We start from the raw sequence: 16,075 nt of genomic DNA, 5'->3' as shown, positions 1-16,075 counted from the left end.
ACCATCCGCAAAAGTTGTTCCCGAGCATGTTCCGGCGCATGCAAAAACGGCCGCCTCTCGGTTACGAGAGGCGGCCGGACCGTATGCGCGTCCGGCTCGATCCGTTCGCCGCCGCGCTTATTTCTTCTGCACGACCGGCATCATCATGCCGTTGTCCATGCCCATCATGCTGACGCTGCCGTCCGAATCCGCGCCTTCGTACAAGTACACTTCCGTCCCGAACGCGGGCTCCGCGTAGGGCAGATGCGTATTGCCGCGGGCCAGGATCTGGCGGTAATTGCCGGAATCGCCTTCGTAGCCGTCATGATCCCACGGCACCCAGGAGCGGGCGTTGCAGTAGTGGCAGACATACGAGCGGCGGAACCGGTCCGCGGTCTTGTTCGGGAACGACCGGTGGAACAGGTGGGAGTGGAAGAACAGCACGTCGCCCGGCTGCAGCGGCACCGGGATCGGCGGCGGATACTTGGCGACCATGCGGGACAGCGTGTTCACCTCGTCGTCGAGGTGGCTGACGTTGCTGACGCCGTTCAAGTCGGCGAAGGCGTCGAGCGCGTGCACGTTGCCGCCGCCGATCTCGGCCGGCGGATAGACCGGCTCGTGGTTGGAGCCCGGCACGACCCAGAGGCAGCCGTTCTCTTCGTCGGCCTGCTCGAGCGCGATCCAGGCGCCGATCAGCGTGTCCGGATGCGTCTTAATGTAGCAGGAGTCTTGGTGCCAGCCTTGACCGCCGCGGCCCGGCGGGTTCAGGAACATCATCGACTGCACGGCGTAGACGTCGGGGCCGATGAGCGCTTCCGTGACGTCGAGGATGCGGGGATGCAGCATGCCGCGCTCCGCGGCGGGCTCGACGCGGGACAGCATATGGATGCGGGTGGCCGCTTTGAATTCTTCCTTTAACGGATCCCGTTCGCCCGGCTTGTACGACTGATCGGGCTTCTCCGTTTTCAGCCGCGTTTGCTCCGCGAGCCCGTAAAGCTCGGCGATGTCTTCGTTTGACAGCAGGCCTTTGACGATCAGATAGCCGTTGCGCTGGTAGTGCACGTAATCCTCGACGCCGACGAGGTAGCGGTCATCCCTGGCCCGGGACTTGGGCGTGTAGTGAGTTGCCATATGATTTCAAGCCTCCATTGACGTGTCGTTATACTCTTATTTTCGCGGATTCGCGACAGCGGTTTCAATGGATGGAAGACGATAATCGATGTCTTTATTTGATCTCGGGGTTGACGAGGATATGCCGGTTGGCGAAGGTGCGTCCCGGGTCCACGGCGATCGCGGCGTAGCGGAAGACGGGCTCCTTGCACCGGTCCATGTATTCCGTGGCGGTGATGCCGCGGATGCGTTTGTATATTTTTGAGAAATGATGCTCGTCCCCGAAGCCGCACTGGAAGGCAATCTGCTTCACCGTGCTCCCGCCCATCATCATGAGCTCCTCGGCCAGATTGATGCGCCGCTCGAGCAGCATCCGCTTCGGCGATATCCCGACGGCGGCGACGAACATCCGCGTAAAATGCTCGTGCGACCAGCCGGATTGCCGGGCGATCTGTTCGATCGTGACCGGTTCGGTCAGATGCTCCTCGATGTAGGCGATGCCCCGCGAGATCTGCACGGGGTAGCTCGCGGACGCGAATTCGGGCGTGTTCGCGGCATACGCGGCGAGCTCTTCCATCGCGGCGGCCACGAGCGCGGAGAGGCGCCGCTTCCAATGATGCGCCTGATAGCCGGCGGCTACGATGATCTGCTGCATGATGCCGGCGACGAGGCTGCCGTACCGGGCGGGCACGACGTGGAAGCCGGGCTGCAGCATGCCGGCGAACCGCTCGTCGCGACCGCGCAGCGCGCCGTAGTCGAAGTGGACGAACAGGTGGCGGGTCGTCCGCTCGCGATCGAACAGGTAGCGGTGGCTTTCGCCGGGCCGCGTGAAGACGAAGCACGGATAGCCGAGTTCGTGCGGCACGCCCTCCCATTCGTAGACGGTGCCCGTCGCCTCGGGGAAGTAGACGAGCTCGTAGTCGTGGATGCTGCGCGGGCCGAGCGTGGTGCCTTTGCCGACGATGATGTCCCCGACGACATGCACGTAAGGCCAGCTGTCCCGTTCCTCGTTCATGGCGGCTTCCTCCTTTTCGCGTCCGGCCGCCGGCGAACGTCTTCGCCGCCGCGGCCTGTACCCATTATAGCCCGGAGGTTGAAGGCGCTTCAATTTTGTCTTGTCAATGCGGCGGGGGCGAGCTATAGTTAGATCAGCAGGTTTATTATATTAAAGTTGGTTTAGCATACGAAACCAATGAAAGCGAGGTTGGCGGCATGCCGGAGGAACGCAAGTATTGGGTTCCGGCGCTGGAGAAAGCCGATAAAGTGCTTGCGATGCTTGCGGCAGAGCCGTCCCGGCACAAGCTGATCGATTTGTCCAAGCGGCTGGAAATCAACAAGAGCTCGATGTTTTCGCTGCTGACGACGTTGGAAGCGCTGCAGTGGGTGAAGCGGGGCGAGGGCGACACGTATGCGCTCGGCAGCGCGTTCGCCGCTTACGGCTCCGCGTACGCGAAGAATTACGACCTGAACCGGTCGTTCCAGGCGGAAGCGGCAGCCGCGCGGGACCGCCTGCGGGAGACGATCCAGCTGGCCAGGCTGGAGGGCAATCAGGTGCTGTACTTGGGCAAAGCGGAAGCGGTCTCGCCGGTCCGGCTGCAGTCCGAGCCGGGCATGCTGCTGCCGGCGCACGCGACGGCGCTCGGCAAGGCGATGCTCGCGCAGCTCGGCGAGGACGAGCTGCTGCGGCTGTTCCCGGAGCGGGCGCTGCCTGCGCTGACGCCGCATACGTTCACGGACCGCGAGGCGCTGTTTCGGCAGCTCCGCGAAATCCGGGCGCAGGGCTGCGCGTTCGACGACCAGGAGTCCGTCATGGGCTTCCGGTGCGTCGCCGCGGTCATCCCGGGCGGGGCCGGCCAGGCGCCGGCCGCGGTGAGCTGTTCCATGCTGCTGCATCAATGGGAAACGAAAGGCGAAGACGCGCGGGCGGAGATCACGGCGCTGGCCCGCCGATTGTCCGAAGCGCGTTCATAACGAGGAGGAGTATACGATGCGGTTGAAAGACAAAGTCATTCTCATCACGGGCTCGGGGTCCGGCATCGGCAAGAGCACCGCGCTGCTGTTCGCTAGCGAAGGGGCGAAGGTGGTCGTCAACGACCTGTCCGAGCCGAACGGCACCCAGACGGTGCAGGAGATCGAAGCGGCGGGCGGCGAAGCGATCTTCATCCGCGCGGACGTCACGAACCCGGCGGACGTGTCCGCGATGGTCGACGCGATCATCGCCGAATACGGCGTCATCGACGTCCTGTTCAATAACGCCGGCATCAGCGGCGTCGGCGTTCTGCACGAGATCGAGCCGGAAGCGTGGGACCGGGTCATGAACGTCAACATCCGGGGCGTCTTCCTGCCGAGCAAGTACGTCATTCCGCACATGATGGAACGCCGCAAGGGCTCCATCATCAACATGTCGTCGTGCATCGCGGAGGTAGGTCTGGCCCGCCGCGCGTCGTACGCCGCGACGAAGGGCGCCGTGCTGGCGCTGACGAAGTCGATGCAGGTCGATTACGCGCCGTACCGCATCCGCGTCAACGCGCTGCTGCCGGGCACGATCATGACGCCGTTCGTGGAGAACTACCTGAAGACGTCGTACGACAATCCGGAAGAGGCGATCGCCGGCCTCAAGAAGCGTCAGCTGAGCGAAGAGCTAGGCCTGCCGGAGGACGTGGCGAAAGCCGCGCTGTTCCTCGCGTCCGACGAATCCACGTTCGTCATGGGCGCTCCGCTGTACGTGGACGGCGGCGTCGTATCCGGCAAGAACGCCTAGCAATCGCAGCCGGAATCCGGCTGCGGTCGTGCAAGCAAGCACCGTCATCCTAAGCCTTACAATTATCCGGGAGGGATTATCGACATGAAATTGATCAGCATTTCGAAGCAGGGGCGCAGCACGCTGGGCGTCGTCACGGACCGCGGCGTCATCGACGTCGAGCTGGCGCTGGCGGCCGAAGGCTCGCGGGCGGCATCGGTTCTTCCGACCGACGTCATGGCGGTCATTAACGGCGGCGACAGCGCGCTCTCCACGCTTCGCGGCTTCATCGAATCGCTGCCCGCGACGGGCGGCGACGCCTACATCCGCAGCGAAGAGGAGATCGACTGGGCGCCTTGCGTGACGGCGCCGAACAAGATCATTTGCGTCGGCCTCAACTACCGCAAACACGCGGAAGAGACGAACGCGCCGATTCCTCAGTTCCCGATCCTGTTCAACAAATTCAACAACACGCTTACGGGTCATCTGAAAGACATCGCCGTGCCGAAAGTGACGTCCAAGCTCGATTACGAGGCCGAGCTCGTCATCGTCATCGGCAAGGACGCCAAATACGTCTCGAAGGAAGACGCGCTCGGCCACGTCTTCGGCTACTGCGCGGTCAACGACCTGTCGGCCCGCGACCTGCAGCTGCGCACGCATCAATGGCTGCTCGGCAAGTCGTGCGACGGCTTCAGCCCGCTCGGACCTTACCTCGTGACGGCGGACGAAGTCGGCGATCCGAACGACCTGGCGATCAAAGCCGTCGTGAACGGCGACGTGCGGCAAAATTCGAACACCTCCGACATGATCTTCCGCTGCGACGAGATCGTCAGCTATATCTCGCAGCACATGACGCTCGTGCCGGGGGACATTATTCTGACCGGCACGCCGGAAGGCGTCGTGCTCGGGCTGCCCGAAGCGGAGCAGGTATACCTGAAGCCGGGTGACGAAGTGACGATCGAAATCGAGAAGCTGGGCAAGCTGACGAACCGCTTCGTGGCCGAAACGGTCTGACGCGCACCCGTTCGATTCGCCCGCCCGCCGCTGCCGATGCATGCCGGCGGCGGGCTTTTTCTACATGTCGACTACGCTCCGAGGATCGGTTCGAGTCCGATTAATAATTTAGAAGAACGAGGTGCCGATTATGAGCCGAATCATCGATGCGCACCAGCATTATTGGGCGCTGGACCGCGGCGACTACGGATGGCTGACGCCGGAGGCGGGACCGGTGCTGTACCGCGATTACGGGCCGGCCGATCTGGAGCCGGAGCTGGCGCGCGCTGGCGTGAGCGGGACGATTCTCGTGCAGGCGGCGCGGACGCATGCGGAGACCGCGTACATGCTGGAGCTCGCCGAACGGACGCCGTCGATCGCGGGCGTCGTGGGCTGGCTGGATTTCCGCGATTCGAACTGGCGCGACGTGCTGAGCATCTTCCGGGCCCATCCGAAGTTCGTCGGCATCCGCGTCATGCTGCAGGAAATGAAGGACGCCTCCGAGGCGCTCGAGCCGCACAGCCTGCAGGCGCTGCGGTATTTGGCCGAGATCGGGCTGCCCGTCGACCTGCTCCTGCTGGAGCATCAGCTGCCGGAGACGATCGAGCTGTTGAAGCGCGTGCCGGATCTGCACGCCGTCATCGACCATATCGCGAAGCCGCGGATCGGCGAAGGAGTCCTCGAGCCGTGGGCGAGCCGGATGCAGGCGATCGCCGAAGCGCATCCCGGCGTGTACTGCAAATTATCGGGCATGCTGACGGAAGCGGACCATGCGTCGTGGCGGCCGGAGCAATTCACCGCGTACGTGCGGCATGTCGTCGCGTGTTTCGGCACGGAGCGCGTCCTGTTCGGCAGCGATTGGCCGGTGTGCCTGCTGGCCGGCAGCTACGCGGACGTGCGGACCGTGCTGGTGTCGGCGCTGCCGGAAGGGCTGACGGACGCCCAGCTCGCGGCCCTATACGGCGGCAATGCGGCGGCGTTCTACAAGCTGAAGGATTGACCGCTCGCCTCGCGCCGGCACCCGTCCGCATGCCGCCGGGCCTGCGGCGATCCATGCGGGCCAACTTGTCGAGTGAACGAACGACCGGCAGCAATCGAGGCTTCCGCCCGCGGCGGAGGCCTTTTTTGCGCGCCGCATCATCGACGGGGATCGCGCTCCTTTTGACGGTTACGTCTCCAGACCGATGACAGCGCTCATTCCATTCCGTATAGTCGAACTTGACTATGCGATGTCAATTTCGTTTCGAAGGAGTCCGGATCCGATGGCCAAACGAAGAGTGAACAACATGCTGGCGCTCGCCGTCCTTTCGCTGCTCCATGAGAAACCGATGCATCCGTACGAGATCTCCGCAACGATGAAGCAGCGGGGCATCCCCGACGTCATCAAGCTGAACAACGGCTCGCTGTATTCCGTCGTGGAGGGGCTGCTGAAGCAAGGGTGGATCGTGCCGCTCGAGACGCAGCGCGAAGGCCGGCATCCGGAACGGACGATCTACGCGCCGACCGGGGAGGGCCGGACGGGCTTCCACGACTGGCTCCGCGAGCTCGTGTACGAGCCGGCGATGGAGTATCCGCGCTTTCCGGCGGCCTTGGCGTTCATCGGGCACATCCCGCCGCTCGAGACCGCCGAGCTCGTCGAACGGCGCATTGGCTTTCTTCGGAAGACGATCGTCGAACGGCGCGCGGGCATCGAGCTCGCGAGGTCGCAGGGGCTGTCGCGCATCTTCGTCGTGGAGTCGGAATTCGTCGTCCACCAGCTGGAAGCCGAGCTGCAATGGCTGCTGGCGTTCAAGGAGGACATCCGCGGCGGCGTCCTGACGGAACGGTCGGACGGCGAGACGCGGTGGCACATGACGGTGCCGGAGGGCGAAGATTTGCAGCTGCTTTAAAAAGAACCTGTTGGAGGGAAACAAACAATGAGTGCACAACGCAAGAACGTGGGCATCGTCGTCGCCGGCCTGCTGCTCGGCATCCTGATGGCGTCGATGGACAACACGATCGTCGCCACGGCGATGGGCACGATCGTCGGGGAGCTTGGCGGCCTCGACAAATTCGTCTGGGTGACGTCGGCTTACATGGTCGCCGAGATGGCGGGCATGCCGATTTTCGGCAAGCTGTCCGACATGTACGGCCGGAAGAAATTTTTCGTATTCGGGATTTTGGTTTTCATGCTGGGTTCGATCCTGTGCGGAACCGCGGATTCGATCGTGCAGCTGAGCATTTACCGCGCGATTCAAGGCATCGGCGGCGGGGCGCTCGTGCCGATCGCCTTCACGATCATGTTCGACGCCGTGCCGCCGGAGAGCCGGGGCAAGCTCGGCGGCTTGTTCGGCGCCGTCTTCGGCATGTCGAGCATTTTCGGGCCGCTGCTCGGCGCCTACATTACCGACTATATCCAATGGGAATGGGTCTTCTACATTAATCTGCCGCTCGGCCTGATCGCCTTCATCATGATCGCGTTCTTCTATAAAGAGTCCGTGCAGCACAGCAAGCAGCGCATCGACTGGGGCGGCGCGGTCACGCTCGTCGGCGGGGTCGTCTGCCTCATGTTCGCGCTCGAGCTCGGCGGCAAGCAGTACGCCTGGGATTCCGCCGTGATACTCGGCTTGTTCGCCGGCTTCGCGGTGCTCCTCGTCGCGTTCGTCTTCCTCGAGCGCGCCGCGCAGGAGCCGATCATCAAGTTCAGCATGTTCCGCGACCGGCTCTACTGGAGCAGCAACGCGATCGCGATGTTCAGCGGGGCGGCGTTCGTCACGGCGTCGATCTACATTCCGATCTACATTCAAGGCGTGTTCGGGGGCAAATCCACCGATTCCGGCCTCGTGCTGCTGCCGATGATGCTCGGGTCCGTCGTGACGGCTTCCTTCGGCGGGGCGCTCATGATGAAGACGACGTTCCGCTCGCTCATGATTCCGACGCTCGCGCTGCTGACGGTGGGCAACATTTTGCTCACGACGCTCGGCGTGGAGTCGCACAGGTATACGGTCGTCATCTTCATGATTCTGGTCGGTCTCGGCATCGGCGCTTCGTTCTCCGTGCTCAGCAACGCCGCCATCTTCTCCTTCCCGCCGCAGGAGCGCGGGACGGCCAGCGCGACGCTGAACTTCCTCCGGTCGCTCGGCATGACGATCGGCATCACCGTGTTCGGCATCATCCAAAGCCACACGATGATGAACAAATTCGCGTCGCTGTTCACGGCCGAGGAGACGAGCCAGATGCCCCAGGGCGTCAACCTGAGCGATCCGCGCGCGATTCTGGCGCCCGAGATGCGGAAGCACATTCCGGCGGACATTCTCGACAAGATCACGTCCGGCCTGTCGGATTCGATTACCCACACCTTCGCGTGGGCGATCATTCCTTCCGCGCTCGCCCTGTTCTTCGCCTTCTTCATGGGCCGCTCCAAGCTGAGCGAGATGGAACACGCGGATTATACGCCATCGTCGCATTAATCGATCCGCACGCCGTCGTCCCTAGCGGGACCGGGCGAGCGGAGGAATATAAGCCCGATGACCCAAGCCCTGCGCTCGGCGCCGGGCTTTTTTTCATGCTTTCGGCCCGTGTTCGAGGAATCAGGAACGGCGCGCAGGCGGCTGACGGAACGCTTCGTTTCGGGCGCGGCGGGGCGCGAAAATAGGCGAATCCGCTCGTTTCGCCGGCGGCGACCGGTACGGCAGTCCGAACCGTCAATGGAACCTATGCCGCGAATCCGCGCGTCTTTGTGCCTAATTTCGCGATTATTCAGATAACGCTGCTCTATCAATCTCGCCATGTGGAGAATATTAACAATCTCTCCATAATAGATTAACGGTCACTTAACAATACTTGGAATTCTATTGACGGCCGTTTAACAATGCCTTCCTATAATCAGTCTTGTACATAAAGACGAAGGCCAAAACCTATTCCAGAAGGGTGATCACAGTCAATGTCCATGAAAAAAACGCTTTTGATTTCCGCGCTTGCAGCCGCGATCAGCACGTCCGTCATCGGCGTGGCTTCCGCCGCAACGACGCAGGTAACCGCACCTGCTTCGTTTAACGTAATGGTGAACGACGCATCGATCACGATTCGCTCGATTCAATCGAACGGCGCTACGCTGGTATCGCTGCGCGACCTCGGTTCGGCAACGGGCGCCCTGTTCGTCGTCAACGTGAAAGCCGGCGTAACGGCTTACTTCCAAGGTCACGCGATCGAGCTGCACGCCGATTCGAAAGCGGCGACGGTCGACGGCCAGCCGGTTGAACTGGAGCAAGCGGTCGCGAACGTCAACGGATCTTACTATATCTCGGTCGCGGACTTCGTCGGTCTGTTCAGCGTCGACGCCGAGCAAGACGACGCCGGCCAAATCTGGATCGACTCCGTCCAGCGGATTCACGCGGACAGCATCGCATGGATCAACGCGAACCAATTGCTCGCTTCGTCGCTTACCGAAGAAGGCCGCATCGACTATATCGTCGACGCCAAGACGGGCGCGTACAAGCAAGTGCTGAGCTCCGACACGGCTTCCGAGCTGACGGTATCCCCGGACGGCACGAAAGCGGCTTACACGAACGAAGACGGCTCCGTCAACGTGATCGACCTGACGAGCCCGACGTTCACGAGTAAGCAAGTATCCGCGGACGCCAACATCAAGCCCGAGCTCGTATGGTCGGCAGACGGCAGCGCGATCTACTTCCTGCAAGGCGACAAAGGCACGGTCATTCAAAAGCTGAACGTCGCGGACGGCACGATCGCGAAAGTGCTCGACGACAAGGTCGACTACAAAGCGAACCTGAGCGTGTCCAAGGACGGCACGAAGTTCTACTACACCGTGACGAAGCCGGGCGCCGTGACGGCTCCCGACAAGCCGGTCGACCAAGACGACGTCGCGATCGACACGACGGGCACGGAACCGCAAGTCTACTTCTTCGACGCATCCGTGAAGGACGCGGCGCCGGTGAAGCTGACGACGTCGACGGACGACAAAATTTTCGTGGGCGCGGCGGAAGACGGCTCCAAGGCATTCTTCGTCAGCATCACGGACGGCCAGCCTTCTTCGCTGGTATCGGTCGCGAAGGACAAAACCGTCGCGAAAGTCATCGGCGACAAAGACGTGCTCGCGGCGACGATCGCGGGCGACACGATCTACGCCCTGACGGACGCAGGCGACAAAACGACGCTGAGCTCGGTTGACGCATCCGGCACGGTAAAGGCAATCGGCAACCTGGAAGGCAACGTAACCGAAGTCGTAGCGGCTCCTAACGGTTCGGTAGCGGTCATCGTCGACGACCAAACGTTCGTCGTGCAAGACGGCAGCCTGAAGCGCATCTCGAAGTAATCCCAACATCCATTTTCGTTCCATATCGAGAGGAGAATAACAACAATGAAAGCAAAATGGTTTAGAAATGTCGGTCTCGCCGTGATGGCGGTTTCCCTTACGTTCGGCAGCGTATCCGCCGCAAGCGCGGCAAGCAAACTGAGCGGCCGCATCGTCATCAACGGTTCTTCGGCACTGCTCCCGCTTACGCTGCAAGCTGCCAACGAGTTCAAGAAGCTGAATCCGAAAGTGAAAATCTCCGCATCGGCGGCAGGCTCCGTAACGGGCCCGCAATCCGTGCGCAAAGGCATCGCCGACATCGGCGCTTGCGACTGGGACGCTTCGACCGACGTGCCGGGCTTCAGCAAATTCACGGGTCAAGTAGCCAATAAAGTCGCGGTTATTCCGTTCGCGGCCGTTACGAACAGCGATGTCGGCGTATCCAGCCTGACGAACAGCCAGCTGTCCGGTATCTTCTCCGGCAAAATCACGAACTGGAAAGAAGTCGGCGGCAAAGACGCGGACATCGTCGTGGTCAACCGCGCATTCGGTTCCGGCACGCGCGTCAACTTCCAACTGAAAGCTCTGAACGGCACGGACTTCATGACGAAGGGCAAATACTACAAAGAAGTTAAATCGAGCGGCGACATGAAAACGGCCATCGAAACGACGCCGGGCGCGATCGGCTACATCGACCTTGTCTACGTATCGGGCAGCAAAATGAAAGCCGTCAGCATCAACAACGTCGCTCCGACGGAAGCCAACGTCATCAACGGCTCGTACAAAGTATGGTCGTACGGCTACTACATGACGAAAGGTCAACCGACCGGCGCCGTTAAAGCGTTCATCGACTACGTGCAAAGCACGAAGTTCCAAAACGGCTCCCTGAAAAAATTGAAATTCATCCCGCTCGCGGCAATGAAAAAATAACGCAGCACGACCTCATCTTCACGGCTTGAATAAGAGGAACAAGCGAAGCCAGCTTCTGCACATTCGGCGCGAAGCTGGCTTCTCTTTATGACACGAGAGGAGAAGGGTTGGATATGAGTATGATGGAAGTGCCGAACTCCGGCACCGTTTACTCAGGGCATGAACTCGGCCGGAGCCTGGAAAGCTCGTCCGGCAAGGCGTTCGGCCGCAAAGCGCGGCTGTCGTTCTACAACCGCGCGTTCAAGATCGCGTGCATCGCGAGCGCGGTATTCGTCTGTTTGATTTTGTTTTCGATTTTGCTTTTGATGGGCCGCACCGGCGTATTGACGTTTGAAACCGTCTCGCTGAAAACCTTCTTCTTTTCCACGGATTGGGTGCCGGAGAACGAACAGTACGGCGCGTTCGTCTTTATTTTCGGCACGGTTGCCCTTACGTTGCTGACAATGGTCATCTCGGTGCCGTTGTCGGTGATCATCGCCGTCTTCCTATCGGAAATGACGCCCTCTTGGCTGAAAAACGCGCTGCGTCCCGTACTCGACCTGCTCGTCGGCATTCCTTCCGTCGTCTATGGCTTTCTGGGCATGACGGTTCTGATTCCGATGCTGCGCTCGCTGACGGGCACCAACCTGGGCGATGGCATATTGGCTGCCGGCATCGTGCTTACGATCATGGTGCTACCGACGATCAGCCGCATCACGGACGACTCCATCGTTGCCGTGCCTAAGAAGTACCGCGACGCGTCCTACGCGCTCGGCTCCACGCGGTTCCAGACGATTATCCGCGTCGTTATTCCCGCCGCCAAGAGCGGCATCATGTATGCCGTCATTCTCGGCATGGCCCGCGCCATCGGCGAAACGATGGCGGTCGTCATGGTCATCGGCAACACGCCGCAGCTGGCCGACGCGCTGTTCAAGCCGACGTCCGTGCTGACGAGCAACATCGTCATGCAAATTCCGAACGTGCCGTTCGATTCCACGTGGAACTACGCGCTGTATATGATGGGCTTCATTCTGCTCGTGATCTCCCTCATCATGATCGTGGCCGTGCGTCTGCTTCAAGGCAAAGGAGTGAAATCATGAGCGCAGAGAAATCCACGACGGCCGCGAGTCCCTTTTCCTCCCGCCGCGGCTTGAACCGGTTCAACGACAAGCTGTTCACGGGCATCGTCTGGGCCGTGGGCATCCTCACCGTGCTGTTCATCATCGCGCTGCTGTTCACGATTCTCCAGAAGGGGATGCCGAAGCTCAGCCTCGGCTTCCTGTACGGCGAACCGAGCGAGATCATGGAAGGCGGGGGCATCGGACCGCTCCTCTTCAACTCGTTTTACGTGCTGATCATCTCGCTGATCATTTCCATTCCGCTCGGCATGGCTTCCGGCATCTATCTCGCGGAATTCGCGCCGGCGAATAAATTTATCGCGTTCATCCGCATTTGCGTCGAAGGCCTGGCGTCCGTGCCGTCGATCATTTTCGGCTTGTTCGGGATCGTCCTCTTCGTCGAGACGCTCGATCTGGGCTTGACGATTCTCGGGGCGGCGGTCAGCCTCGCGTTCCTGAATTTGCCCGTCTTGACGCGGGTGACCGAGGAAGCGATCCGCGCCGTGCCGACGGAGATGAAGAACGCTTCGTTCGCGCTCGGCAGCACGCATCTGCAGACGATTCGCCGCGTCCTGATTCCGGTCGCGCTGAACGGCATCGTGACGGGGATCTGCCTCGTGGCGGGCCGCGCGTTCGGCGAGAGCGCCGTCATCATTCTGACCGGCGGCGTGACGTCGTCGGGCGTCATGTGGGACTTTAATCCGCTGTCCCCTGGCGCGACGCTTGCCGTTCACCTATGGTACGTCCAGTCCGAAGCGATCGTGCCGGACGCGCAGCTGATCGCCGAGAAATCCGCGGCGGTGCTCGTGTTTATCGTCCTGCTGATCAACATCGTGTTCCGGGTTCCGCTCTGGATGAACGCGCGCAAGATGCGTTGATATCAAGTCGGATTATGTCTAAATACCCGGAATTTTAACACTCAACTAACAATATCCGGCATATGCGATAATGCTTAAGTCCTATAGTATAGCTACAATAGATAGCTAGACGAGAGGGAGTGCTGAGCATGAGCGTTGCTGTGGTGGAATCGAAAGGAATCGGGCCTGGAGGTGCGGCGAAACCGGCACGGCACGATGACAATCATGATCTGATGCTGCCGTTCGTCCGCAAGACGACGATCGTCGCGACCGCCCACACGTGCGAAGAAGTGATCGGCCGGTTCGCGTCGGCACCGGACCATGAATGCGTCGTCGTCTGCGATGCGGACGACCGGCCCCTGGGACTCGTCATGAAGAACAGGCTGACCATCATCCAGACGCACCGCTTCGGCCGGGAAATCTACTACGGCCGTTCGATCGCCAGGCTGATGGACAAGCAGCCGCTGATCGTCGACCGTGACATTTCGCCGCAGGAGCTGCTCGATCTCGCGCTCGGCCGCGAAGACAAGACGCTGTACGACTGCGTCATCGTGACGGAGGACCGGCGCTTCATGGGCATTCTGACGATGTCCGACCTGCTGAAGATGTCCCGCCTGCTGCAGCAGCGGACGGTGCAGGCGCAGATCGCGATCATGCAAGGCGCGCAGGGCATGATCCGGGACATCGACCGTTCGGTTCAAGAGGTGCACGACGCCTCGGCCAAGGGCGAAACGATGTCGCGGGAGATGCTGGACCTGACGCTGAAAGGCAAGAACGAACTCGACAAAGTCTCCGCCGCCATCGACAGCATGTCGCGGCGGACGAACATACAAGAGCATCAAATCGGCGAGCTGCAGGAGCGCGCCGGCTCGATCGGCACGGTCTCGAAGCTGATCCGCGAGCTGGCCGACCAGTGCAACCTGCTGGCGGTGAACGCGACGATCGAAGCGGCGCGCGCGGGCGATCACGGCCGCGGCTTCGCGGTCGTGGCCAACGAGGTGCGGCAGCTGGCGACGCAGACGAAGGCGTCCGCGGACGACATCAACCGGCTGATCGGGTCCATCCTCGAGGCGGTCAAGGAAACCGTCCGTCTCGTCGGGCTCGGCCGTACGGAAGCCGAATCCAGCCAGACGTACGTCAACGAAGCGGCCGGCGTGTTCCAGCAGTTGTTCCACGCCGCGTCGGGCAACAGCGGCAGCGCCGCCGAGATCGGCCGGCTGTCGAACGAAGCCTACGAACACGCGCAGCAGGTCACGGAGCGCATCGATGCGCTGATCGGGGACATGCAGGGCCGTTCGTAACGATCCTTTGCGCGTTTGCAAGAATTTTTACATGGCGTTAACAAAACGACTATCCGCGATTTACAATTCGCGGCTACGATTAACGGGAAGTCCGGCCTCTTCGCCGGACGCGTCCGCCTTCGGGCGGCGAAACGGCTTCAGCCTTTGGTCTTAAAGGACGAACGTCCACCACCGATACGGAGGAGAACGGTATGCAATCCATCGCTTCGCAAACCTTGATCGACATTCATAAATTGAACCTGTACTACGGGAACTTCCAGGCGCTGAAGAGCGTCACCATGGACATTCCGGAGAAAGCGATCACCGCCTTCATCGGTCCGTCCGGCTGCGGCAAGTCGACGCTGCTGCGGACCCTCAACCGCATGAACGACATGATTCCGAACACCCGGATCGAAGGCAAAATCACGATCGGCGGCGCGGACATTTACTCCAAGGAGGTCGACGTGGAGACGCTCCGCAAAAAGGTCGGCATGGTGTTCCAGCAGCCGAATCCGTTCCCGAAATCCATTTACGACAACGTCGCGTACGGCCCGCGCCTGCACGGCATCCGCAGCAAGGCGAAGCTGGACGAGATCGTCGAGACGAGCCTGCGCTCCGCCGTCTTGTGGGACGAAGTGAAGGATCACCTGAAGCGCTCCGCGCTGAGCCTCTCCGGCGGCCAGCAGCAGCGGCTGTGCATCGCGCGCGCCATCGCGGTCAACCCCGACGTGCTGCTGATGGACGAAGCGACGTCCGCGCTCGACCCGATCTCCACGCTGAAGATCGAAGAGCTCGCGCAAGAGCTGAAGGACAAATACACGATCGTGATGGTCACGCACAACATGCACCAAGCGGCGCGCGTATCCAATCAAACCGTATTCTTCCTTAACGGCGAAGTCGTGGAATTCTCCGATACGGAGAAGCTGTTCTCCAACCCGCGCGACCAGCGTACGGAAGATTACATCAGCGGCCGGTTCGGCTGATACCAGCAAAACGGAGAGGACGTAGGACGCGAAAATGATGACGAAACGCAAAGAGTTCGATCAAGGACTCGAAGAATTGAACGGCCTCATCGTGGAAATGGGCCGCCGCGTCGAAACGGCGATCGCCCAAGCGATGGAGGCGCTCGAGCGCGTCGATGCGGATGAAGCGAGACGCATCGTGAAGGAAGACAAAGAGCTGAACAAGCTCGAAGAGAAAATTTCCGAGATCGGCTCGACGCTCATCGCGACGCAGCAGCCGGTCGCGAAGGACCTGCGCCGCATTCTGGTCGCGTTCAAAATCGCGAGCGACCTCGAACGGATGGGCGACCTGGCCGTCGACGTCGCCAAGACGGTCATCCGCCTGGAAGGCCAGACGCTGATCAAGCCGCTCATCGACCTGCCGCGCATGTCGCAAATCGTGCAGATGATGACGTACGAGTCGATCCAGTCGTTCGTGCAGGAGAACGTGAACATGGCGTACAAGATGGCGAAGGACGACGATCTCGTCGACGCGCTGTACTCGCAGATCACGCGCGAGCTGTTCTCGCTCATGATGGAGAATCCGAAGACCATCTCCCAAGCGAACCTGCTCAGCTTCGTCGGCCGCTACATCGAGCGCTTCGCCGACCACGCGACGAACATCGGAGAATCCGTCGTCTATCTCGTGACGGGCGTAAGACCCGACCTGAACTCCTAATCTCTTTATCCTTACAAACGACAAAGAGCCGTTTACGAAGCTAAAGTTAGCTTCCGTAAACGGCTCTTGCGTTATACCAAGGCTGCCGCAGGCAGGCTTAACCAACTTCGGCGGCG

At 61.1% G+C, this 16,075-nt stretch carries 15 protein-coding genes; 13 read left to right on the top strand and 2 right to left on the bottom strand.

Annotated features, from left to right (window positions below):
- Positions 1-117 precede the first annotated feature (117 nt).
- Positions 118-1,110, bottom strand: coding sequence for a phytanoyl-CoA dioxygenase family protein (locus I8J29_RS08735; RefSeq protein ID WP_208847238.1), 993 nt, complete (start codon positions 1,108-1,110; stop codon positions 118-120).
- A gap of 94 nt (positions 1,111-1,204) precedes the next feature.
- The gene (locus tag I8J29_RS08730) at positions 1,205-2,104 is read right to left on the bottom strand and encodes an AraC family transcriptional regulator (protein WP_208847237.1); all 900 of its coding nucleotides are present in this window, start codon (positions 2,102-2,104) and stop codon (positions 1,205-1,207) included.
- A 197-nt stretch (positions 2,105-2,301) separates the two neighbouring features.
- Here I8J29_RS08730 and I8J29_RS08725 point away from each other — a divergent pair, with 197 nt between their 5' ends.
- The 13 genes from I8J29_RS08725 to phoU all read left to right on the top strand — a co-directional run bounded on the left by I8J29_RS08725 (position 2,302) and on the right by phoU (position 15,959).
- Complete coding sequence (locus I8J29_RS08725; RefSeq protein ID WP_208847236.1) at positions 2,302-3,060, top strand: IclR family transcriptional regulator; 759 nt, start codon at positions 2,302-2,304, stop codon at positions 3,058-3,060.
- Between the two features lie 16 nt (positions 3,061-3,076).
- Complete coding sequence (locus I8J29_RS08720; RefSeq protein WP_208847235.1) at positions 3,077-3,850, top strand: SDR family NAD(P)-dependent oxidoreductase; 774 nt, start codon at positions 3,077-3,079, stop codon at positions 3,848-3,850.
- A gap of 84 nt (positions 3,851-3,934) precedes the next feature.
- Positions 3,935-4,843 (top strand): fumarylacetoacetate hydrolase family protein, encoded by a 909-nt coding sequence (locus tag I8J29_RS08715; RefSeq protein WP_208847234.1) that lies wholly within the window; start codon positions 3,935-3,937, stop codon positions 4,841-4,843.
- A gap of 130 nt (positions 4,844-4,973) precedes the next feature.
- Complete coding sequence (locus I8J29_RS08710) at positions 4,974-5,822, top strand: amidohydrolase family protein (RefSeq protein ID WP_208847233.1); 849 nt, start codon at positions 4,974-4,976, stop codon at positions 5,820-5,822.
- A 262-nt stretch (positions 5,823-6,084) separates the two neighbouring features.
- Positions 6,085-6,711, top strand: a complete 627-nt coding sequence (locus I8J29_RS08705; protein ID WP_208847232.1) for a PadR family transcriptional regulator — start codon at positions 6,085-6,087, stop codon at positions 6,709-6,711.
- 27 nt (positions 6,712-6,738) lie between these two features.
- The gene (locus tag I8J29_RS08700; protein WP_208847231.1) at positions 6,739-8,271 is read left to right on the top strand and encodes an MDR family MFS transporter; all 1,533 of its coding nucleotides are present in this window, start codon (positions 6,739-6,741) and stop codon (positions 8,269-8,271) included.
- 473 nt (positions 8,272-8,744) lie between these two features.
- Complete coding sequence (locus tag I8J29_RS08695; RefSeq protein WP_208847230.1) at positions 8,745-10,136, top strand: stalk domain-containing protein; 1,392 nt, start codon at positions 8,745-8,747, stop codon at positions 10,134-10,136.
- 45 nt (positions 10,137-10,181) lie between these two features.
- On the top strand, positions 10,182-11,045 hold the full coding sequence (locus tag I8J29_RS08690) for a phosphate ABC transporter substrate-binding protein (protein WP_208847229.1): 864 nt from the start codon (positions 10,182-10,184) through the stop codon (positions 11,043-11,045).
- A 119-nt stretch (positions 11,046-11,164) separates the two neighbouring features.
- The gene (pstC, locus tag I8J29_RS08685) at positions 11,165-12,124 is read left to right on the top strand and encodes a phosphate ABC transporter permease subunit PstC (protein WP_208847509.1); all 960 of its coding nucleotides are present in this window, start codon (positions 11,165-11,167) and stop codon (positions 12,122-12,124) included.
- Positions 12,121-13,020, top strand: coding sequence for a phosphate ABC transporter permease PstA (gene pstA / locus I8J29_RS08680; RefSeq protein ID WP_208847228.1), 900 nt, complete (start codon positions 12,121-12,123; stop codon positions 13,018-13,020). The genes pstC and pstA overlap by 4 nt, the downstream gene beginning before the upstream one ends.
- A 128-nt stretch (positions 13,021-13,148) precedes the next feature.
- A complete protein-coding gene (locus tag I8J29_RS08675) occupies positions 13,149-14,300 on the top strand; it encodes a methyl-accepting chemotaxis protein (protein WP_208847227.1) in 1,152 nt (383 codons plus the stop codon).
- Positions 14,301-14,491: 191 nt separating this feature from the next.
- Positions 14,492-15,262, top strand: a complete 771-nt coding sequence (pstB, locus tag I8J29_RS08670) for a phosphate ABC transporter ATP-binding protein PstB (protein ID WP_090641954.1) — start codon at positions 14,492-14,494, stop codon at positions 15,260-15,262.
- 37 nt (positions 15,263-15,299) lie between these two features.
- Entirely contained in the window at positions 15,300-15,959 is a 660-nt protein-coding gene (gene phoU / locus I8J29_RS08665; protein WP_208847226.1) for a phosphate signaling complex protein PhoU, read from the top strand.
- The last annotated feature ends 116 nt before the right edge of the window (positions 15,960-16,075 follow it).

The sequence above is a fragment of the Paenibacillus artemisiicola genome (assembly GCF_017652985.1).
In the GTDB taxonomy this organism is placed as follows: Bacteria; Bacillota; Bacilli; order Paenibacillales; family Paenibacillaceae; genus Paenibacillus_Z; species Paenibacillus_Z artemisiicola.
This window is presented reverse-complemented; position numbering and strand designations above follow the sequence as displayed.